The sequence below is a fragment of the Streptomyces sp. NPDC049585 genome, assembly GCF_040675615.1.
GTDB classification, from domain to species: Bacteria; Actinomycetota; Actinomycetes; order Streptomycetales; family Streptomycetaceae; genus Streptomyces; species Streptomyces luteosporeus.
The window spans coordinates 1-16,773 of sequence record NZ_JBFAPE010000053.1 but is presented as its reverse complement, the minus strand read 5'-3'; the positions used below and the strand labels follow the sequence as shown (position 1 = coordinate 16,773).

General features: G+C 74.1%; 11 protein-coding genes. 5 read left to right on the top strand and 6 right to left on the bottom strand.

Annotated features, from left to right (window positions below; all coding sequences use genetic code 11):
- The first annotated feature begins 385 nt into the window (after positions 1–385).
- Positions 386–1,327: a glycoside hydrolase family 16 protein gene (locus AB0K17_RS29630; protein ID WP_365984874.1), complete on the top strand. Its 942-nt coding sequence runs from the start codon at positions 386–388 to the stop codon at positions 1,325–1,327.
- A gap of 61 nt (positions 1,328–1,388) precedes the next feature.
- On the opposite strand, the gene lhgO is transcribed toward AB0K17_RS29630, so the two are convergent.
- Together lhgO and AB0K17_RS29620 are read right to left on the bottom strand one after the other, a co-directional pair.
- The gene (lhgO, locus tag AB0K17_RS29625; protein ID WP_365984873.1) at positions 1,389–2,615 is read right to left on the bottom strand and encodes an L-2-hydroxyglutarate oxidase; all 1,227 of its coding nucleotides are present in this window, start codon (positions 2,613–2,615) and stop codon (positions 1,389–1,391) included.
- A 291-nt stretch (positions 2,616–2,906) separates the two neighbouring features.
- The gene (locus AB0K17_RS29620) at positions 2,907–4,364 is read right to left on the bottom strand and encodes an MFS transporter (RefSeq protein WP_344438531.1); all 1,458 of its coding nucleotides are present in this window, start codon (positions 4,362–4,364) and stop codon (positions 2,907–2,909) included.
- Between the two features lie 739 nt (positions 4,365–5,103).
- On the opposite strand from AB0K17_RS29620, the gene AB0K17_RS29615 reads away from it, so the two are divergent.
- Positions 5,104–7,134 carry an asparagine synthase-related protein gene (locus AB0K17_RS29615; RefSeq protein ID WP_365984872.1) on the top strand — a complete coding sequence of 677 codons (2,031 nt, stop codon included), beginning with the start codon at positions 5,104–5,106 and terminating at the stop codon, positions 7,132–7,134.
- 42 nt (positions 7,135–7,176) lie between these two features.
- Here the strand turns inward: AB0K17_RS29615 and AB0K17_RS29610 are convergent, their stop codons facing one another.
- Both AB0K17_RS29610 and AB0K17_RS29605 read right to left on the bottom strand, forming a co-directional pair.
- Positions 7,177–9,465: a sigma-70 family RNA polymerase sigma factor gene (locus AB0K17_RS29610; RefSeq protein WP_365984871.1), complete on the bottom strand. Its 2,289-nt coding sequence runs from the start codon at positions 9,463–9,465 to the stop codon at positions 7,177–7,179.
- A gap of 152 nt (positions 9,466–9,617) precedes the next feature.
- Entirely contained in the window at positions 9,618–10,367 is a 750-nt protein-coding gene (locus tag AB0K17_RS29605; RefSeq protein WP_365970073.1) for a helix-turn-helix domain-containing protein, read from the bottom strand.
- A 619-nt stretch (positions 10,368–10,986) separates the two neighbouring features.
- Here AB0K17_RS29605 and AB0K17_RS29600 point away from each other — a divergent pair.
- Both AB0K17_RS29600 and AB0K17_RS29595 read left to right on the top strand, forming a co-directional pair.
- Positions 10,987–12,312, top strand: a complete 1,326-nt coding sequence (locus tag AB0K17_RS29600; protein WP_365984879.1) for an NAD(P)/FAD-dependent oxidoreductase — start codon at positions 10,987–10,989, stop codon at positions 12,310–12,312.
- Positions 12,313–12,594: 282 nt separating this feature from the next.
- A complete protein-coding gene (locus AB0K17_RS29595; RefSeq protein WP_365970074.1) occupies positions 12,595–14,295 on the top strand; it encodes a SpoIIE family protein phosphatase in 1,701 nt (566 codons plus the stop codon).
- Between the two features lie 14 nt (positions 14,296–14,309).
- Here the strand turns inward: AB0K17_RS29595 and AB0K17_RS29590 are convergent, their stop codons facing one another.
- Positions 14,310–15,641, bottom strand: coding sequence for an MFS transporter (locus AB0K17_RS29590; RefSeq protein WP_365984878.1), 1,332 nt, complete (start codon positions 15,639–15,641; stop codon positions 14,310–14,312).
- A gap of 100 nt (positions 15,642–15,741) precedes the next feature.
- Here AB0K17_RS29590 and AB0K17_RS29585 point away from each other — a divergent pair, with 100 nt between their 5' ends.
- Positions 15,742–16,290, top strand: a complete 549-nt coding sequence (locus tag AB0K17_RS29585; protein WP_365970075.1) for a MarR family transcriptional regulator — start codon at positions 15,742–15,744, stop codon at positions 16,288–16,290.
- A 185-nt stretch (positions 16,291–16,475) separates the two neighbouring features.
- Here AB0K17_RS29585 and AB0K17_RS29580 read toward each other — a convergent pair.
- Positions 16,476–16,773: hypothetical protein (locus tag AB0K17_RS29580; protein ID WP_365984870.1), on the bottom strand; the 298-nt coding region annotated here is incomplete at its 5' end.

Below are 16,773 nucleotides of genomic sequence, written 5' to 3'. Positions count from 1 at the left end.
GCGGCAGCCGCACATCGACACCGCCCGCGCCCCTGACGGGGCACTGCATGATCCACCGGACACGCCCTAGAGAGCGGAGCCCCGGGCCGGGCCGGGCGCGGCGCCCGGGCCTCGGGCCCCCGGGCCAGGGCGCGGCATCCGGGCCTCGGGGCCTCCGGGCAGGCCCGGCACGGCCCCGGACCGCGCGGTCCAGCCACGCCTCGTGGCCCCCCGCACCCTGCGGCGACCGGCGAGGCGGCCGACAACCGGGGGAATGCCTGTCCGCCGTTCCGGTGGGTCCGGCGCGACGCTGCGTGGTGGCCCTGGCCCCGGCTTGTCGCGCCCCTACGATCCCACTGGCCCGGGCCTTCGGCGAGCCGTCCCCCACCCTCTCCAGGGATCACCCATGCGACTGCGCCCCTTCACCGCCACGCTCGCCCTGCTCGCCGCCGCGGTGCTGCTCGCCGGCAGCGGCATGGCCCGCGAGGAACACGCCGGGGAACCGACCGGGGCGCCCCCGCACGGCGTCCCCGCCGCGGTGGCCGGGGCGCCCGGCCCCGGGCCCGTACAGCAGGCGTACGCCCGCTCCGGCGGGTGGCGCCTGGTGTGGTCGGACGAGTTCGCCGGGCCCGCCGGCCGGCGGCCCGACCGGGGCAGGTGGGTCTTCGACCGGGGCGGGGAGCCCCGCTGGGGCAACCACGAGTGGGAGTACTACACGGACCGCCCCGGCAACGTCTCCCTCGACGGCCGCGGCCACCTCGCGATCACCGCCCGACACGAGAAGCGGCGCGGCATGCGGTGCGCCAGCGGGCCGTGCGACATCACCTCCGGGCGGATCAAGACCAAGGGCCGCTTCGCCCGCGCGTACGGCCGCTTCGAGGCCCGCATCAGGATCCCCCGCGGGCAGGGCCTGTGGCCGGCCTTCTGGATGATGGGCGCCGACTCCGACCGCGTGGCCTGGCCCGCCAACGGCGAGATCGACGTGATGGAGGCCCTCGGCAGGCAGCCCGACACCGTGCACGGCGCCGTCCACGGCCCCGGCTACGTCGCCCAGGGCATCGAGCGCCACACCCGGCTCGGCGCCGGCGGGCGGCTGTCGGACGACTTCCACACCTACCGCGTCGACTGGGTGCCCGGCAGGATCACCTGGTACCTCGACGGCAAGGCGTACGGCAGCGCCTCGGCCGACCGGCTGCGCCGCGGGCAGCGCTGGGTCTTCGACCACCCCCACTACCTGCTGCTCAACCTCGCCGTCGGCGGCGACTGGCCCGGCCCGCCGGACCGCTCCACCCCGTTCCCCGCCCGCATGCTGGTCGACTACGTGCGCGTGTACGCCCCCAGCCGGTGAGCCCGCCGCGGGTGCCCCGCGCCCCTGACGGGGCGCTGCACTATCCGCCCGACAGGCGGCCCTAGCGCGCCACGGCCGCGTGCCCCAAGGCCGCCAGCGCCCGGCGCGCCACCTCCCGTCCGATCGGCAGCGAGGCCGTGGCCGCCGGTGAGGGCGCGTTGAGCACGTGCACCATGCGCGGCGAGCGGACGAAGAGGAAGTCGTCCACCAGCGACCCGTCCGGCAGCACCGCCTGCGCCCGCACCCCCGCGGGCGCGGGTATCAGGTCCTGCGGGGTGACCTGCGGCAGCATGCGCCGCACCGCCTCCGTGAAGGCCCGCCGCGACAGGGAGCGGCGCACCTCGCCCGCCCCGTACCGCCAGTGGCGGCGGGCCAGCTGCCAGGCCCCCGGATACGCGACGGTGCCGGCCAGCTCGCCCGGCCGCACCGTCCACCGCCCGTACCCCTCGCGGGCCAGCGCCGGCACCGCATTGGGGCCCACGTGGACATGGCCGTCGATGCCGCGGGTGAGGTGGACGCCCAGGAACGGGAACGCCGGATCCGGCACCGGATACACCAGGCCCCGCACCAGGCCCCGGCGCTCGGGCGCCAGCTCGAAGTACTCCCCCCGGAAGGGGACGATGCGCATGCCCGGGTCGTCACCCGCCAGACGGGCCACCCGATCGCTGTACAGCCCCGCGCAGTTGACCAGGACCCGGCCGCGCAGCACCTCGCCGGACGCCGTACGCACCGCGACGGCGTCCTCGCGCCGCCCCACCGCGCACACCTCGGCGCCGTAGCGCACCTCGACCCCGTCCTGCCCGGCCAGCTCCGCCAGCCGCCGCGCCACCGCCGGGAAGTCGCAGATGCCGGTGGTGGCCACGTGCAGGGCGCCCACGCCCCGTACCGCCGGCTCGAACTCCGCGATCTGCGCCGGGCCCAGCTCGCGCACCGGCACCCCGTTCTGCCGGCCGCGCTGGGCCAGGGCGTGCAGCCGCGGCAGCTCCTCGCGCCCGGTGGCGACGATCAGCTTGCCCGTCACCTCGTACGGCAACCGCTGCTCCGCGCAGAACCGCACCATCTCCGCCGCGCCCCCGACGGCGAAGCGCGCCTTCAAGGAACCCGGCCGGTAGTAGATCCCACTGTGGATCACACCGCTGTTGCGGCCGGTCTGGTGCCGGGCCGGCCCCGCCTCCTTCTCCAGCACCAGCACCCGCGTGCCCGGGGCGGCGCGCGTGAGGGCGTACGCGGTCGACAGGCCCACGATCCCGCCGCCGACCACCAGCACGTCGCAGTCGTACGCCGCCATCACCTCACCTCCCCGCGCCCACGCCGCCGCGCCCCGCCCGCGCCACGGCGACCACCGACTCCCTGCGTCCTCAGCGCCTCCCGCACGGACCCATGATGACCTGTGCCACCGACAACCGGACGCCCGATGAGATCACTCACCGGTAACCGACGGCCTGGCGAGCGGGCGCAGGACGACTCGCAGGCCGGCCCCAGGACTGCTGCTGGACGACGCGCAGTCGGCCCCAGGACGACGCGCAGGCCGGCCCCACGACCGCTCGCAGGTCGGCCCCACGACCGCTCGCAGGACGGTTCAAGCAGGCGCCACCAGCAGCGGCCGCGCCCGCTCCCGCAGCTCCGCCACGCGCGGCTCGTTGCCGTACGGCTCCAGGCGGTGCAGCAGATCCCGTACGTACTCCGTCGTCCGCGCCGAGGAGATCCGCCCCGCCACCTCCACCGCACGCACCCCGGCCGCGCACGCCGCGTCCAGGTTGCCCGACTCCAGCTCCGCCACCGCCGAGACCACCAGCCGCAGGCCGTGCGAGCGCACGAACTCCTCCGTCGGCCGCGCCAGCGCCTGCTCGGTGAAGCGCTGCACCTGCCGCGGCATGCGCAGATCGCGGTAGCACTCGGCCGCATCGGCCGCGAACCGCTCCTGCGTGTAGAAGTCCAGCCAGGACGGATCCGCATCGCCCGACCGCGCCCGCTCCAGCCAGCCCTCGGCGGCCTTCAACGCCGCACCGCAGGCCGGCGCGTCCCCCGCCTTCGCCTGTGCCCGCGCCTCCACCAGCCGGAAGAAGCTCATGGTGCGCGCGGTCGCCAGCCCCCGGTTGCGCTCGTACGCCGCCTGCGCGAGGTCGACGCCCTCGTCCGCGTAGCCGCGGTAGGTGGCCTGCAGGCTCATCGACGCCAGCACATAGCCGCCCAGCGGCACGTCGGCGGCCGCACGGGCCAGGCGCAGCGCCTGGATGTAGTAGCGCTGGGCCGCCTCCTGCTGGCCGGTGTCGAAGGCCATCCAGCCCGCCAGCCGGGTCAGCTCGGCCGTCGCCCCGAACAGCGAACGGCCCACGTCATCGCTGTACGAGCCCAGCAGCAGCGGGGCCGCGTCCACGCGCAGGCACTCGGGCACCATCGACGAACGCCAGTCGCCGCCACCGTACTTGGAGTCCCAGCGGCGGGCGTCGTCGGCGGCCTCCCGCAGCTTGGTCACATCGCTGTGGCCGACACGCTGCGGTAAACCGCAGTCCTGACCGCCGCCCGACGGCGCGGTCGCCGCCTCGCGCGCCGCCTGCTGCGGCTCACGCGCCACCGAACTGTCGGCAGGCGTTATCAGCCAACGGGAGGCAGGCGTGGAATAGGCGCTGACGGAAAAGGAACCGGCCAGCGACTGCCAGATCCCTCCGCCCCCACGCCGACCGGCCGAATCCAGCCGGAACAGCTCCGTCGCCGACCGCACCGCCTGGCCGACATCGCGCGGAAAGGAGAGCCCCACCTCCGGCGCCGGATCGGCGTCCGCCAGCCCGATCTCGTGCAGCGGCACCGGCCGGCCCAGCTTGGCGGCTATCGCCGCCGCGATCAGATGCGGCGCGGCGCCCTGCGGGACCATGCCCTTGGACACCCACCGCGCCACCGATGTCTTGTCGTACCGAAGCGTCAATCCCCGCTGCGCACCGAGGTCGTTGACCCTGCGCGCGAGACCGGCGTTGCTGATCCCTGCGAGGGCGAGGACAGTGCCCAGCTTCTCATTCGGCCCGCGTGGCTCCCTGGACATGCGCACCCCTCGACAACACGACGCCCGCCCCGGCATAGGCACGAGGCATTCGTAAACCCAGCGTAGTTCGCCGCATCCCGACCGTTAAGAGGCGATGTCCCGGATGGCGAGATTCTGGTCCGTATGTGCGTGCACCGAGGGGCACGTGCTCCGGTTGTGTGTGGCCGTGCGCCCGCCGTGCGCTCTGTCCGCGCCAAAGCCCGTGACGGTTCCATGGAGATGCGTGGGTTGGCCCGCTGCACTGGGTCCAGTGGGCTGGGGGATGCCGTCGCCTCATTCCCCGCGGGCGGCGGACCGGTCCGGGAGGCGGTTGACCGCCTCCCGGGCCGCGCCCGCACCCGCACGCGGCCCCGGTGCGGGCTGCAGGACGGCTCCCGTTCGGCGGATCCCGCTCAACAGCGGCGGGAGGGGGCGGGATGAGGCCGGATGTGGCCGGATGTCGCCGCCCGGCCGCCCCGTCGCCCCACCGCCCGGCCGCCGTCCGGCCGTCGTCCCGCCGTGGCTCGGCCGTCGCCCGGCCGCCGTGCGCGCCTGCCCGCACCGGGCGCGCATTCGGGTGCAACCGTGACGAAACGCCATCGCGCCGCGTTGTCGGGGGAGTTGGCAGCCGTCGACCAGCCGCCCTGCCGCAACCAAGGTGTTGTCCAGGGATGTACGCAACCCCGGCCCGGCTGTGCATGATGACTGCTACCGATCGGTTGCCCGACCGATCGGCTGTCCACAGCCTGTGGAGGCGGCGATGCGCTGGTTGGTGGGGTGGAACCGCGCCACCGCGCACCACCACGCCGACGGCACCGGCGAACCCCGCCTCCACCCCGTCGCCGCACGGCAGTTGTGGGACGGACCCGACCCCCTGTGGGCCGTCGGCGACTGGCGTCCCGACGAGATCCGCACCGTCCACGCCGATCCCGCCGACCCCACCACCCGCCTCGCCGTCCTCGGCCGCTGCGCCGCCGGCGACGACGCCCTGCGCGCCGGCCTGCGCGCCGCCCGCGGCGGCGCCCTGCGCCACCTCACCACGTGGCCCGGCAGCTACACCGTCGTCGTCCGCACCGGCCGCCGCCTCGCCGTCCTCGGCGACCTCGCCGGCACCCGGCCCGTCTTCCACACCGACTTCCACGGCGGCACCGCCTACGCCACCGCCGCCCTCCCGCTCGCCGACCTCGTCGAGGCCCAGCTCGACCTCGGACACCTCGCCGCCCTCCTCGCCTGCCCCGACATCCCCGAAGCCCTCGGCGACGGCACCCCCTACACCGGCGTACGCCGCCTCCCGCCCGGCCACGCCCTCGTCCTGCGCGACGGCACCCGCCAGATCACCGGCTACGAACCCCACCCCACCCTCGCCGCCGCCACCCCCCGGGCCGACGCCCGCCAAGCCGTCGACGCCGTACGCGAAGCCCTCCTCGACGCCGTACACGCCCGCCTCACCGGCCCCGGCCACCCGACCGGCACCCGCCCCGCCACCGGCGCCGACCTCTCCGGCGGCAGCGCCTCCGCCACCCTCGCCCTGCTCGCCGCCGGCCTGCCCGGCACGGACACCGGCGCCCCCGGCCCACGCCTGCTCGCCGTCACCTTCAACGACCTCGCCACCGAAGCCGCCCGCCACCGCGCCCCCGAACTCGAACGGGCCCGCGCCCTCGCCGCCGACCTGCGCCTGCACCACCTCATCGTCGCCGCCGGCAACGAAGCCCTGCCCTACGCCCACCTCGACCGCGGCCCCCTCACCGACGAACCCGGCCCCGCCCTCGCCTACGCCGCCCGGCACCGCCACCGCCTCGCCGCCGGCGGCACCGACCACCTCGTCGGCAACGGCGCCCGACAAGTACTTGACGCACACCCCGCCCGCCTCGCCGACCTCCTCATGGACCGCCGGCGCCGCCACCTGCTCAAACCCGTCTCCGCCCTCGCCCGCGCCGAAAACACCGCCACCCGCACCGCCACCCACTCCCTGTCCGTCCCCTTCACCGTCTACCGCGCCGCCCGCCGCCTCGCCCGCACCGGCCACCGCGAAGGACTCGAGACCGCCGCCGCCCACCTGCTGCACGCCGCCGGCACCCCCGACGCCCACGGCACCACCGGCCCCCTCGACGCCTCACTGGCCGCCCTCGCCTGGTGCCGCCCGGGGCCCGCCGCGCGCTGGCTGACCGCAGAAGCCCGTGCGGACGTGGCCGTACGCCTGCACACCGCCGCCGTACAGCCCTCCGCACCGCCCTCCGGACTGCCCCAGCGCCCCGGCGAACGCCGCGCCGCCACCGCACTGCACCGGCACGCCGCCGACCACCGCATCCACGAACAGGCCGTCGAGGCCCGCGGCCAGCGCCTGCACGCCCCCTTCCTCGACAACCAGGTCGTACGCGCCTGCCGCGCCCTGCCCGACACCCTGCGCGTCCAACCCGGGGCGCGCGCCGCGATCCTGCGCGCCGTACTGGCCGGCGCCGGGGTCCACGACCTGCCACTCGGCTGGGGGACGCCCTCGCACGCCTCCCACGCCGCCGCGGCACGCACCGGAATCGCGGCCGCGCTCGGACCCCTGCTGGAACTGCTCGACGCCCCGCTCCTCGCCGACGCCGGCCTCGTCGACGCGGGCGCCGTGCGCGGCGCCCTGCGCGCCGCGGCCCGCGGGGACGCGCTCCCCCTGGACGGGCTCGCCGAGATCGTCTCGACCGAAGCGTGGCTGCGCCGCCTGCTCGCCCGCCGCGGCACCTGCTGGACGGGCGCCGAGACCCCCGGCCCGCGCGCGGTGGCGGGCGGATTCCTGCCACCCCGCTGAGGCCCGACCCCTGTCGAGGGGCCTTCGTTCAGGGGCTTTCGTTCAGGGGCTTTCGCCGTCGGAGACGCCGGCGGATTCGGCCGGGGCGGTACAGGTGATGCGTCCCCGGGCCCAGTCGGCGACCGCGGCCCCCTCGTACGGCGAACGGGACTCCACGACGAGGCGCAGCGTCCGGCGCCCGGCCAGCGGAACGTGCACCGCCTTCGCCGGCTGCCCGCCCTCCACCAGGCCCGAACTCCACATCCGCGTGCCGTCGGCGAAGACGGAGAACGTGACCGCGCCACGGCCCATGGACATGTCGTCGATGCCGGCGAAGGCGTCGTAGGACGTGCAGGAACGGTTCAGGTCGACGGCCACGGAGGACGGCGCATGCACGCTCGCGCCATTGCGGTATGCCGTACCGCCGATACGCAGATCGCCGTACCGCTGCCACATCCAACCGCCGGGGGCCGGCCGTAGCTCGGGATCACCGCCGTCACCCAGAGGGGCGTATTCCAGCTGGTCGAGCGGATAGACGGCCATGGGGAGGCGTGGGGGAGCGGACTTGGACCCGGCGGGGGAGGCGCCCGGCGTACGCGGACGCGAAGGCGAAGGCGAGGCGGAACGCGAGGCGGAAGCCGACGCCTCCGGGCCCGCCGCCCCGGCCGCCGTGGGCGACGGCAACACGGAAGGGGAGGGAGAGAGGGAAGGGGAAGGGGAGGCGGAGGGGGAGGCGGAAGTCGAGGCGCTCGCGGAGGCCGACCCGGCCGGCAACCCGGGGACCGCGGTCGGTGCCGCCGACGCGGTGAGCCGCGGCTGCGAGGCCCGGGGTCGCGGGGCATGCGAGACCGGCGCCGGGACCGGGGCCTCGGCCTGCGGCCTGGGCGAGGGCGCCGGCGAACCCGCGGCCAGCGCATAGGCGATGACCGCCCCCGCCGCGGCAACCGCCCCCGCGAGCAGCCCCACCTTCGTCACCACCCCGAGCCCCTCGCCGCCGGAACCTGCGGAAGACGCGGAAGAAGTCCCGGACGATGCGGAAGACGACGACGCCGAGGCGGTGACGGGAGCGGAGGAGGCGGAAGCACCGGAGGCAGTGGAAGCACCGGAAGTACCTGCCGAGGGGGCCCCCGCCCCCGCCCCTCCCCCTCCCCCCGCGCCCCCGCTCCCCGTGCCGCCGGCCGCGGCCGCACCCGCGCCGGCGGCCGTGCCCGCCGCCAGGCCGGCGGCCGCCTTCACGGACCAGCCCGCGGCGAACCAGCCGATGACGGCCATCGGCAGCAGCGCCCGCAGCCGCTCGTTGACGTCGGCCACCTCCAGGGCAGCCGTACGACAGCGCGCGCACATCTCCAGGTGCTTGCGCATGCCCCGCTCGGCCCGCGAACGCAGCCGCCCCCGCGCATAGGCGCCCAGCCGGTCCGCGTACTGCGCGCACTCCCCACCCGAGGTGAGGGAACTGCTGACGTGCGCCTGCAGGTACGCCTGCTTCAGCCCCTCACGTGCCCGGTGCGCCAGCACGGCCGTCGCGTTGGCGCTCAGCCCCAGCAACGGGGCCACTTCCCCCGGTGTCTCCTCCTCCACGGTCGTGTGCCACAGCACGGTCTGCCACCGCTCCGGCAGGCTGCGGAACGCCTGCACGGCCAGCGACCGTTCGGCCTCCTGCATGGCCCGGACGTCCGCCCCCAGACCCAGGGTGTCGTCGTCCGCCGCGATGGAGGAGACGGCCGACGAGGTGGCGAAGACCGCGAAGTCCTCGACCAGGTGCTCGCGCTTGGTCGTCCGCCCCCAAGTGGCCGCGACCCGGCGGACGCTGGAGAGCAGATACGCCCTGACCGCCGAGTCCGGGCCGGCGCCGCGCCGCACGGCCTGCAGCGTCGAGGCGAAGACCTCGTTGGTCAGGTCCTCGGCGGTGTGCTCGTCACGGCAGCAGGTACGGGCGTAGCGGCGCACAGCCTCGACGTGCCGCCGGTACAGCTCCTCGTAGGCGTCCTCGTTCTCGCCCCCGCGCAGCTGCGCCACCAGTTCGAGGTCGGACGGGGGCGCGTCGGTGTCCTCCCGCACACCTGTGTCGCCCGTCCACCCGGCAGCGGCCTCCCGGGCCTCGCCCGACCGCGTACCACCGTCCGACGTGCCACTGCCCGCACTGCCGCCCGTGCCCGCACCGCTTCCCGGGCCCGGCCGGCCGCCTTCCCGTTGCTGCGGCACCGCCGGGCCCAGGGCGCCGCGCCACAGGTCCAGCGCACCGGCGACGGGATCCGCCGCCGCCGGCGGCAGGGCCGGCGATCCGGGCGGCTGCACAGCAGGCCCGTCGGCCTCGCCGCTCTCCCGCGATTCTTCCCGCCCGTCAACGCCCATAGCGCAGGCTCCCCGTACACGCCGCAGACTCGAATACCGAGCAGCGTCGCACACGGGCCGACGGCAGGATCGCTCAGCGAACGGCAACCACCCGTCCGGTCCCCTGGACCGGGCCGGAAGTCAGCTGATCACCCGGCGCGCCGGGCCGATGGTCAGGCAGCGGGCCGCGAGCGCAGGCCTTCGAGCAGGATGTCCAGCAGCCGCGAGGAGGCCGCCGCCTGCTGCGCCGGGTCCGGCAGGGACGGCGCCGCCGTGGCTATCACCAGCAGCACATCGGCCACGGTGACATCGGTGCGCAGCTCGCCGGCCGCCCGTGCCCGCTCGACGAGCCGGCCCACGACGTCCAGCAGCGCGTTGACACCCGCGTCGTCCCGCTCCTTGACCGCCGTCTGCCGCTGCTCGACCAGGCGCAGTTCGTGCAGCTGGCTCTCGCCGGCCACCGGCTGCCGCTGCTGGGGCACGCGTGCCCGCTCCTGGCCGGGCTGCTCGCCGGGCTCGACGTCGACGCCGACCCGCAGCACCTGCGGCGGCAGCAGCCGGCCGGCGCCGGAGGCCACCGACGTGCGCAGGAAGCGGGAGAGCGCCGACCAGGGCTCCTCCTCCTGCCCCAGCGCGGTGCGCGCCTGCTCGGTCAGGCGTGCCGTCTCCTCCTCGGCTATGCGCCGGACCAGCACGTCCTTGCTCGGGAACCGGCGGTAGACCGTGCCGACCCCCACCCGGGCCCGGCGCGCCACGTCCTCCATGGGCGCGCCGTACCCCAGCTCGCCGAATACTTCGCGAGCCGCCCGCAGCACATGTTCCAGGTTGCGCTGGGCATCCACGCGCAACGGCGTATTGCGGCCACCTGTCCCGTCAGACGTCGTCGCGACGGCGGCAGACCAATGAGACCCCTGAATGTGCATACGTTCCCCCGGTTATGACGTCTCCCCCCGGAGACTCCCCGCCCTGACTGCCGGGGCGCGTCTCGACACCCCGACGGAGTACGAACATAGTTGAGCCCAGGTCAAGAAAGAAGGGGGTAGCTCCGCACAGGCCGTCCCCAATTGGAGTACGGGCCCCGCGGGCGTTGATGGTGCACCACCCCACCACCCCTTGGAAGCGGCTCTGACCTGCGTACCTTTCCCTCCGGGCGGGCTCGGGCGGCGGGAGGGACCGGCTCCGTGACCGGTCGTACATTTCGCCGGGCCTGTGGACAAACCCCTGGCACCCGTGGGACACGGGGAGGAGCTGGGGCAGCAGTGCGGCGAGGAGCCGAGCCCGCATACAACCACCGTGGGAGTGGTATGCGAGGGAGAACGCCAGAGGGAGAACGCCAGCACCACCCGAGGGCCGAGCCGGCACCGTGCGAGCACCACGCGGGGGTCCGTGCGCGGACCGAGCGGCGACCACGCGGCAGACGCGGGGCGGAACAAGGAGGAGTGGGCCTTGGTGAGCGGACCGGCGCGGGAAGGGCAGCGGGAGCAGGACAACGGCCGGCGGGCGAGCGGGGAGCAGGACACGGGCCCCGGCCGCCCGAGGCGGATCCTGGTGGTCGGCGGCGGCTACGTCGGTATGTACGCGGCGCTGCACCTGCAGCGCGGGCTGCGGCGCGGGGAGGCCGAGGTCGTGGTCGTCGACCCCGAGCCGTACATGACGTACCAGCCGTTCCTCCCCGAGGCGGCCGCCGGGTCGATCTCCCCGCGGCACGTGGTCGTCCCGCTGCGGCGGACCCTGGCCAAGTGCCAGGTGCTCACGGGGGAGGTCGTCTCCATCACGCACGCCAAGCGCACGGCGGCCGTGAAGACGCTGGCCACGGAGGAGGAGGGCACGGGCGCCGTCGACGTCCGCTACGACGAGCTGGTCCTGGCCCCGGGCTCCATCTCCCGGACCCTGCCCGTGCCCGGTCTCGCCGATCACGGCATCGGCTTCAAGTCCGTCGAGGAGGCCATCGGGCTGCGCAACCACGTCCTCGAACAGCTCGACATCGCCTCCTCCACCCGTGATCCGCAGGTGCGTGACGCGGCCCTGACCTTCGTCTTCGTCGGCGGCGGTTATGCGGGCGTCGAGGCGCTGGGCGAGCTGGAGGACATGGCCCGCTACGCCGCCCGCTACTACCACAACCTCGAACCGGACGACCTGAAGTTCATCCTGGTCGAGGCCACCGGGCGCATCCTGCCCGAGGTCGGCGAGGACATGGGCCGCTACGCCGTGCGGGAGCTGCGCGGGCGCAACATCGACGTACGGCTGCAGACCCGCCTGGAGTCCTGCGAGAACCGTGTCGCGGTCCTCAGCGACGGCTCTCGCTTCCCCACCCGAACGCTCGTGTGGACCGCCGGCGTCAAGCCGCATCCCCTGCTCGCGGCCACCGATCTGCCGCTCGACGAGCGCGGCAGGCTCACCTGCACGGCACAGTTGCAGGTGGACGGCGCCGAGCACGCCTGGTCCGCCGGCGACGCCGCCGCCGTCCCCGACCTGACGTCCGACCAACCGGGCGCCACCTGTGCGCCCAACGCCCAGCACGCCGTCCGCCAGGCCAAGGTGCTCGGCCGCAACGTCCTGGCGTCGCTGCGCGGCGAGGCCCTGCAGGAGTACCGGCACAAGTACGCCGGCTCCGTCGCCTCCCTCGGCCTCCACAAGGGCGTCGCACAGGTCTACGGCAGGAAGCTCAAGGGCTACCCCGCCTGGTTCATGCACCGCGCCTACCACCTCAGTCGTGTCCCCACCTTCAACCGCAAGGCGCGGGTGCTTTCCGAATGGGCCCTCGCAGGGCTGTTCAAACGTGAGATCGTCTCCCTGGGCTCGCTGGAGCACCCCCGTGCCGAGTTCGAGCTCGCGGCCGGCACGGGACGCCATCCCGAGGCGAGTTGACGGGGGGATGAGACGGGGGGATGAGGGGCGCACATCCGGACCGGGATCCCCCTCCTGCGACGCGGCGTCTGACGGATGTCCGTCCGGTCGGCCACACTGGTCGTGTGACCATGAGTGGGCTGGTATCTGCGAAGAGTGACAATCGCGAGCATTCGGACGTTTGCTGCCCATACGCGGCAGCGGACGCCCCCACCGCTCACCGCGCCCCCGCACCGGGGGCGCGGCTTTGCCACCCCACGCCGCCGAGCTGATTCCGCAGCGACTCCACGAGGTAGTCCTTCAGTGAACTTCACCCGCTGGAGCGCACGGCTCCCCGGAACGCAGCGCCGAGCCGCCGCCCGCGCCGACCGCGCCTCCGCCACCGCCCCGCACGGGCCGACCGGAAGCGGCACCGGCTCGGTGCCCGCCGCCCGGGCCGAGCCCGCCACGGACACCGAGCCCGTCCCCAGCCTCGACGCGCTGCGCGTGCACGACATCCTCGGCAAGGTCCCGGCCCTGGTCGCCCTCGTCTACGGGCCGGACCACCGCGTCGCCTACGTCAACGACGCCTACGCCGCCCTCTTCGGCATCCGCACGCCCGGCATGCCCGCCCGCACCGCCCTGCCCGAGCTCGTCGAGCTCGGCCTGCTGCCGCTGATGGACCAGGTCCTGCGCAGCCGCAAACCCCGCACGGTCAAGTCCCGGCGGGTCGCCGTCACCACCGGACGACACTGCTACTACACGCTCACCTGCTCACCCATCGAGGTCGGCGAAGGCAAGGGCGCCCAGCACGGCGTCCTCGTCTTCGCCGCCGACGTCACCGACCAGGTCGAAGCAGCCGAACGCCTGCGCGCGAGCGAACGCCGCCAGCGGGAGGCCGCCGTCACCCTCCAGCGCAGCCTGCTGCCCCAGGAGCTCGAACAACCCGACGACCTGCGCGTCGCCGCCACCTACCAGCCCGGCGGCCACGACACCGCCGTCGGCGGCGACTGGTACGACGTCATCACCCTCGGCGCCGGCCGCACCGCCCTCGTCATCGGCGACGTCATGGGCCGCGGAGTACGCGCCGCGGCCGTCATGGGCCAGCTGCGCACCGCCGTACGCGCCTACGCACGCCTGGACCTGCCGCCCCACGAAGTCCTGCAACTCCTCGACGGCCTCGCCACCGAGATCGACGCCACCCAGATCGCCACCTGCGTCTACGCCGTCCACGACCCCAACGAGGGCCGGCTCGTCTACGCCTCCGCCGGGCACCTGCCCATCCTCATCCGCGACCCCGACGGCACCGTCCACCGCGCCGCCGAACCCACCGGGCCGCCCCTGGGCACCGGCGGCTGGCTGCACACCTCCGGCAGCGTGCCCCTCGGCCCCGGCGCCAGTGCCGTCCTCTACACCGACGGCCTCGTCGAACGCCGCGACCAGGACATCGACGACGGCGTCGCCGCCCTCGAACGCGCCTTCGCCGGCGCCACCGGCTCACCACAGGTCATGTGCGACCGCCTGGTACGTGCCCTCAACATCACCCAGGAACACGACGACGACGTCGCCCTGCTGGTGCTCCAGCACCCCGCCCGCACCGGCCACGACGCCGAGCTCTTCCACAACGCCGCCCTCGAACTCCTCGGCGGCATCGAGGCCGCGCCCCGCGCCCGCGCCTTCGCCTCCGGCGTGCTGGCCAGCTGGCGCTTCCCCACGGACCTGCGCGACCTCGGCGTCCTGGCCGCCAGCGAGCTGGTCGCCAACTCCCTGCAGCACGGCACACCACCCATGCGGCTGCGGCTGCGCCGCACCGACCGGCGCCTGATCATCGAGGTCACCGACGGCGACGACCACCTCCCGCGCCGCCGCCGCGCCGAACCTGCCGACGAAGCCGGCCGCGGCATCTCGATCATCGCCACGATCGCCTCGTCGTGGGGCTCACGGCGCACACCCGGCGGCGGAAAGGCCGTCTGGTGCGAATTCGCCCTGCCCACCGGCCGCGGCCTGCGCACCCACCTGGGCTGAGCGGAACGCCGCCGTCAGACCGCCACGGGCGCCCGCTCGCCCTGCTCCTGCACGGAGCGGGCGGCCGGCACCTCGGCCGCGGCACCCGCGGCGACGACACGGCGAGCGTGCGCGCGCACCGGGTTGTCCTGCTCCGCGGTGAGCAGGCGGCCCAGCCGCAGGGCAAGGACGGAGATCCCCAGCGCACAGACGACCAGCAGGACGATGTACGCCGAGTACGCCCCTGCCCCCGCCATCAGACCGCCCGCCGCCGGCCCCACCGCCAGCGCCAGCTGCTTGACCAGGGCGAACGCCGAGTTGTACTGACCGACCAGCCGCGCCGGCGCCAGATCGGCCACCAACGGCGCCATCGTCGGCGACAGCATCGACTCACCGATGCCGAACAGCGCGTACGTCGAGATCAGCAGCGTCGTCGCCAGGGCCGGCGCGCCCGGTATGAGCCCGGACAGCCCCGCCGCCACCCACGCCACGGCCCAGATCAGACCGACCAGCGCGATGACACGGCTGCGCCGGCGCCGCTCGACGAGCTTGAGCACCACGAACTGGGCCACGACGATCGCCATCGTGTTGGCGGCCAGCGCGATGCCCAGCATCGCCGGCGAAATCCTGGTGACCTCGACGGCGAAGGCCGCCAGGCCGGACTCGAACTGCCCGTAGCAGGCGAAGAACATCACGAAGCCCAGCACACACAGCTGCACCATCGCCCGGTCACCCACCAGCGCCCGCCACCCGCTCTGCGGGGTGGGCCCGCTGGGCACCTTGTCCTCCACCTTCGGCGCCCGGGGCAGCCGCACGGTCGCGACCATGGCGCCCAGCACCAGGAACATCACCGACTCGATGGCGAAGAGCCGCACGAAGCTCCCCGGGTCGGAGGTGTCCACCAGCTGGCCACCGAGCAGACCGCCGACACCCAGACCCAGGTTGTTCAGGAAGAACTGCATGGCGAACGCCCGTGAGCGGGTGGACGTCGTCGAGCACCACACGATCATGGTGGCCAGCGAGGGCTGGACCACCGCTATACCCGCGCCCAGGGCGGCGGCCGCGGCCAGCACCAGCGGCCAGACGCTCGCCAGACCCAGCGCGAGGGACCCCACAGCGGCGGCGACCGTACCCGCGACGGCAACCGGCAACGGACCCCGGCGATCGATCACCCGACCGACGAACGGCAGCACGGTGAGCGCGGACACGGCGAACGTCATCATCACGAAGCCCGCCATGCTCGCCCCGAGACCCCTTACCTGGGACACGTAGACGAACAGGAACGGGACCGTGAAGCCGTTGCCGAACGCGCTCAACGCGTTGCCCAGCTGGATCCGGCGCAGCGCCGCGCCCATCGCGGTGGTCACACTCACCCCTCAACCTCGAAGACTTCAACCCTAAAGTTCGAAGCTAAAGAGTACACGTCGAAGGGCTTTAGCGCGAACGATTTCTGGGATACTGCCGCACATGGCTGACACCCACGGGCCCGCCGAGCCGAGCCTCGAAGAGCAGATCGCCGCCTACCAGCGCGAGTTCCAGGGCCTGGACCCGCAGGTCGAGCGGGTGGTCTCGGCCCTCAGCCGCCTCAACCGGCGCATGCACGTCGCCTACGGGCGCCAGACCGCCGAGCTCGGCATCAGCAACGCCGAGTGGGAGGTCCTCAAGGCCCTCGTCCTCGCCGGCGAGCCCTACCGCCTCGGCCCCGGCGACCTCGCCAAGCGCCTCGGCCTCACCCCCGCCGCCATGACCCATCGCATCGACCGCATGGTGGGCGAGGGCCTCGTCACCCGCGAGCGCGACGAGAACAACCGCGTCCGCGTCATCGTCGGCATCACGGAGGAAGGCCGCGCCAAGTGGCTCGACGGCCTCCGCAAGGCCACCGTCTTCGAGGAGGACCTCCTCCAGGACCTCTCCCCGGTCGAGCGGGCCCTCCTCGGCGAGATGCTCACCCGCCTCCTGCGCCGCGTCGAGGAGACCCAGCCCGACGCCGGCGGCCGCCTCAGCGACCTCGACTGAGAGGGGGAGGGAGGGGCAGCAGACCGGGGTTGACAGGGCATCGCCCCATCCGTACTGTTCTCCGAGTTGTCGCGGGCCCGGAAGGGTTCGAGACGGCATCTCTCGCCGCACCGGCGGCATCCACTACTGCACGGCCCCTTAACGGGATGGAATTCGGCGTGTCCGAATTTCGGACCGGGCTCCGATTAGGAGCCGGGAGGGAAATCCGCTAAAGTAGTGATCACGCCGGGGGCCGAAAGGCCGAAGGCGAGAAAGACCCCGCTCCAACAGGGGGCCAGAAACGAATTCCGAACCGGAAACGGAACGGAAAACGGATCTGGTAAGGTTGGAAACACCGAAGGGAAGCGCCCGGAGGAAAGCCCCAGTAAAACAACACTGCGGGTGAGTACGAAGGAAGCGTCCGTTCCTTGAGAACTCAACAGCGTGCCAAAAGTCAACGCCAGATATGTTGACACCCCGTCCATCTCGATGGATGAGGTTCCT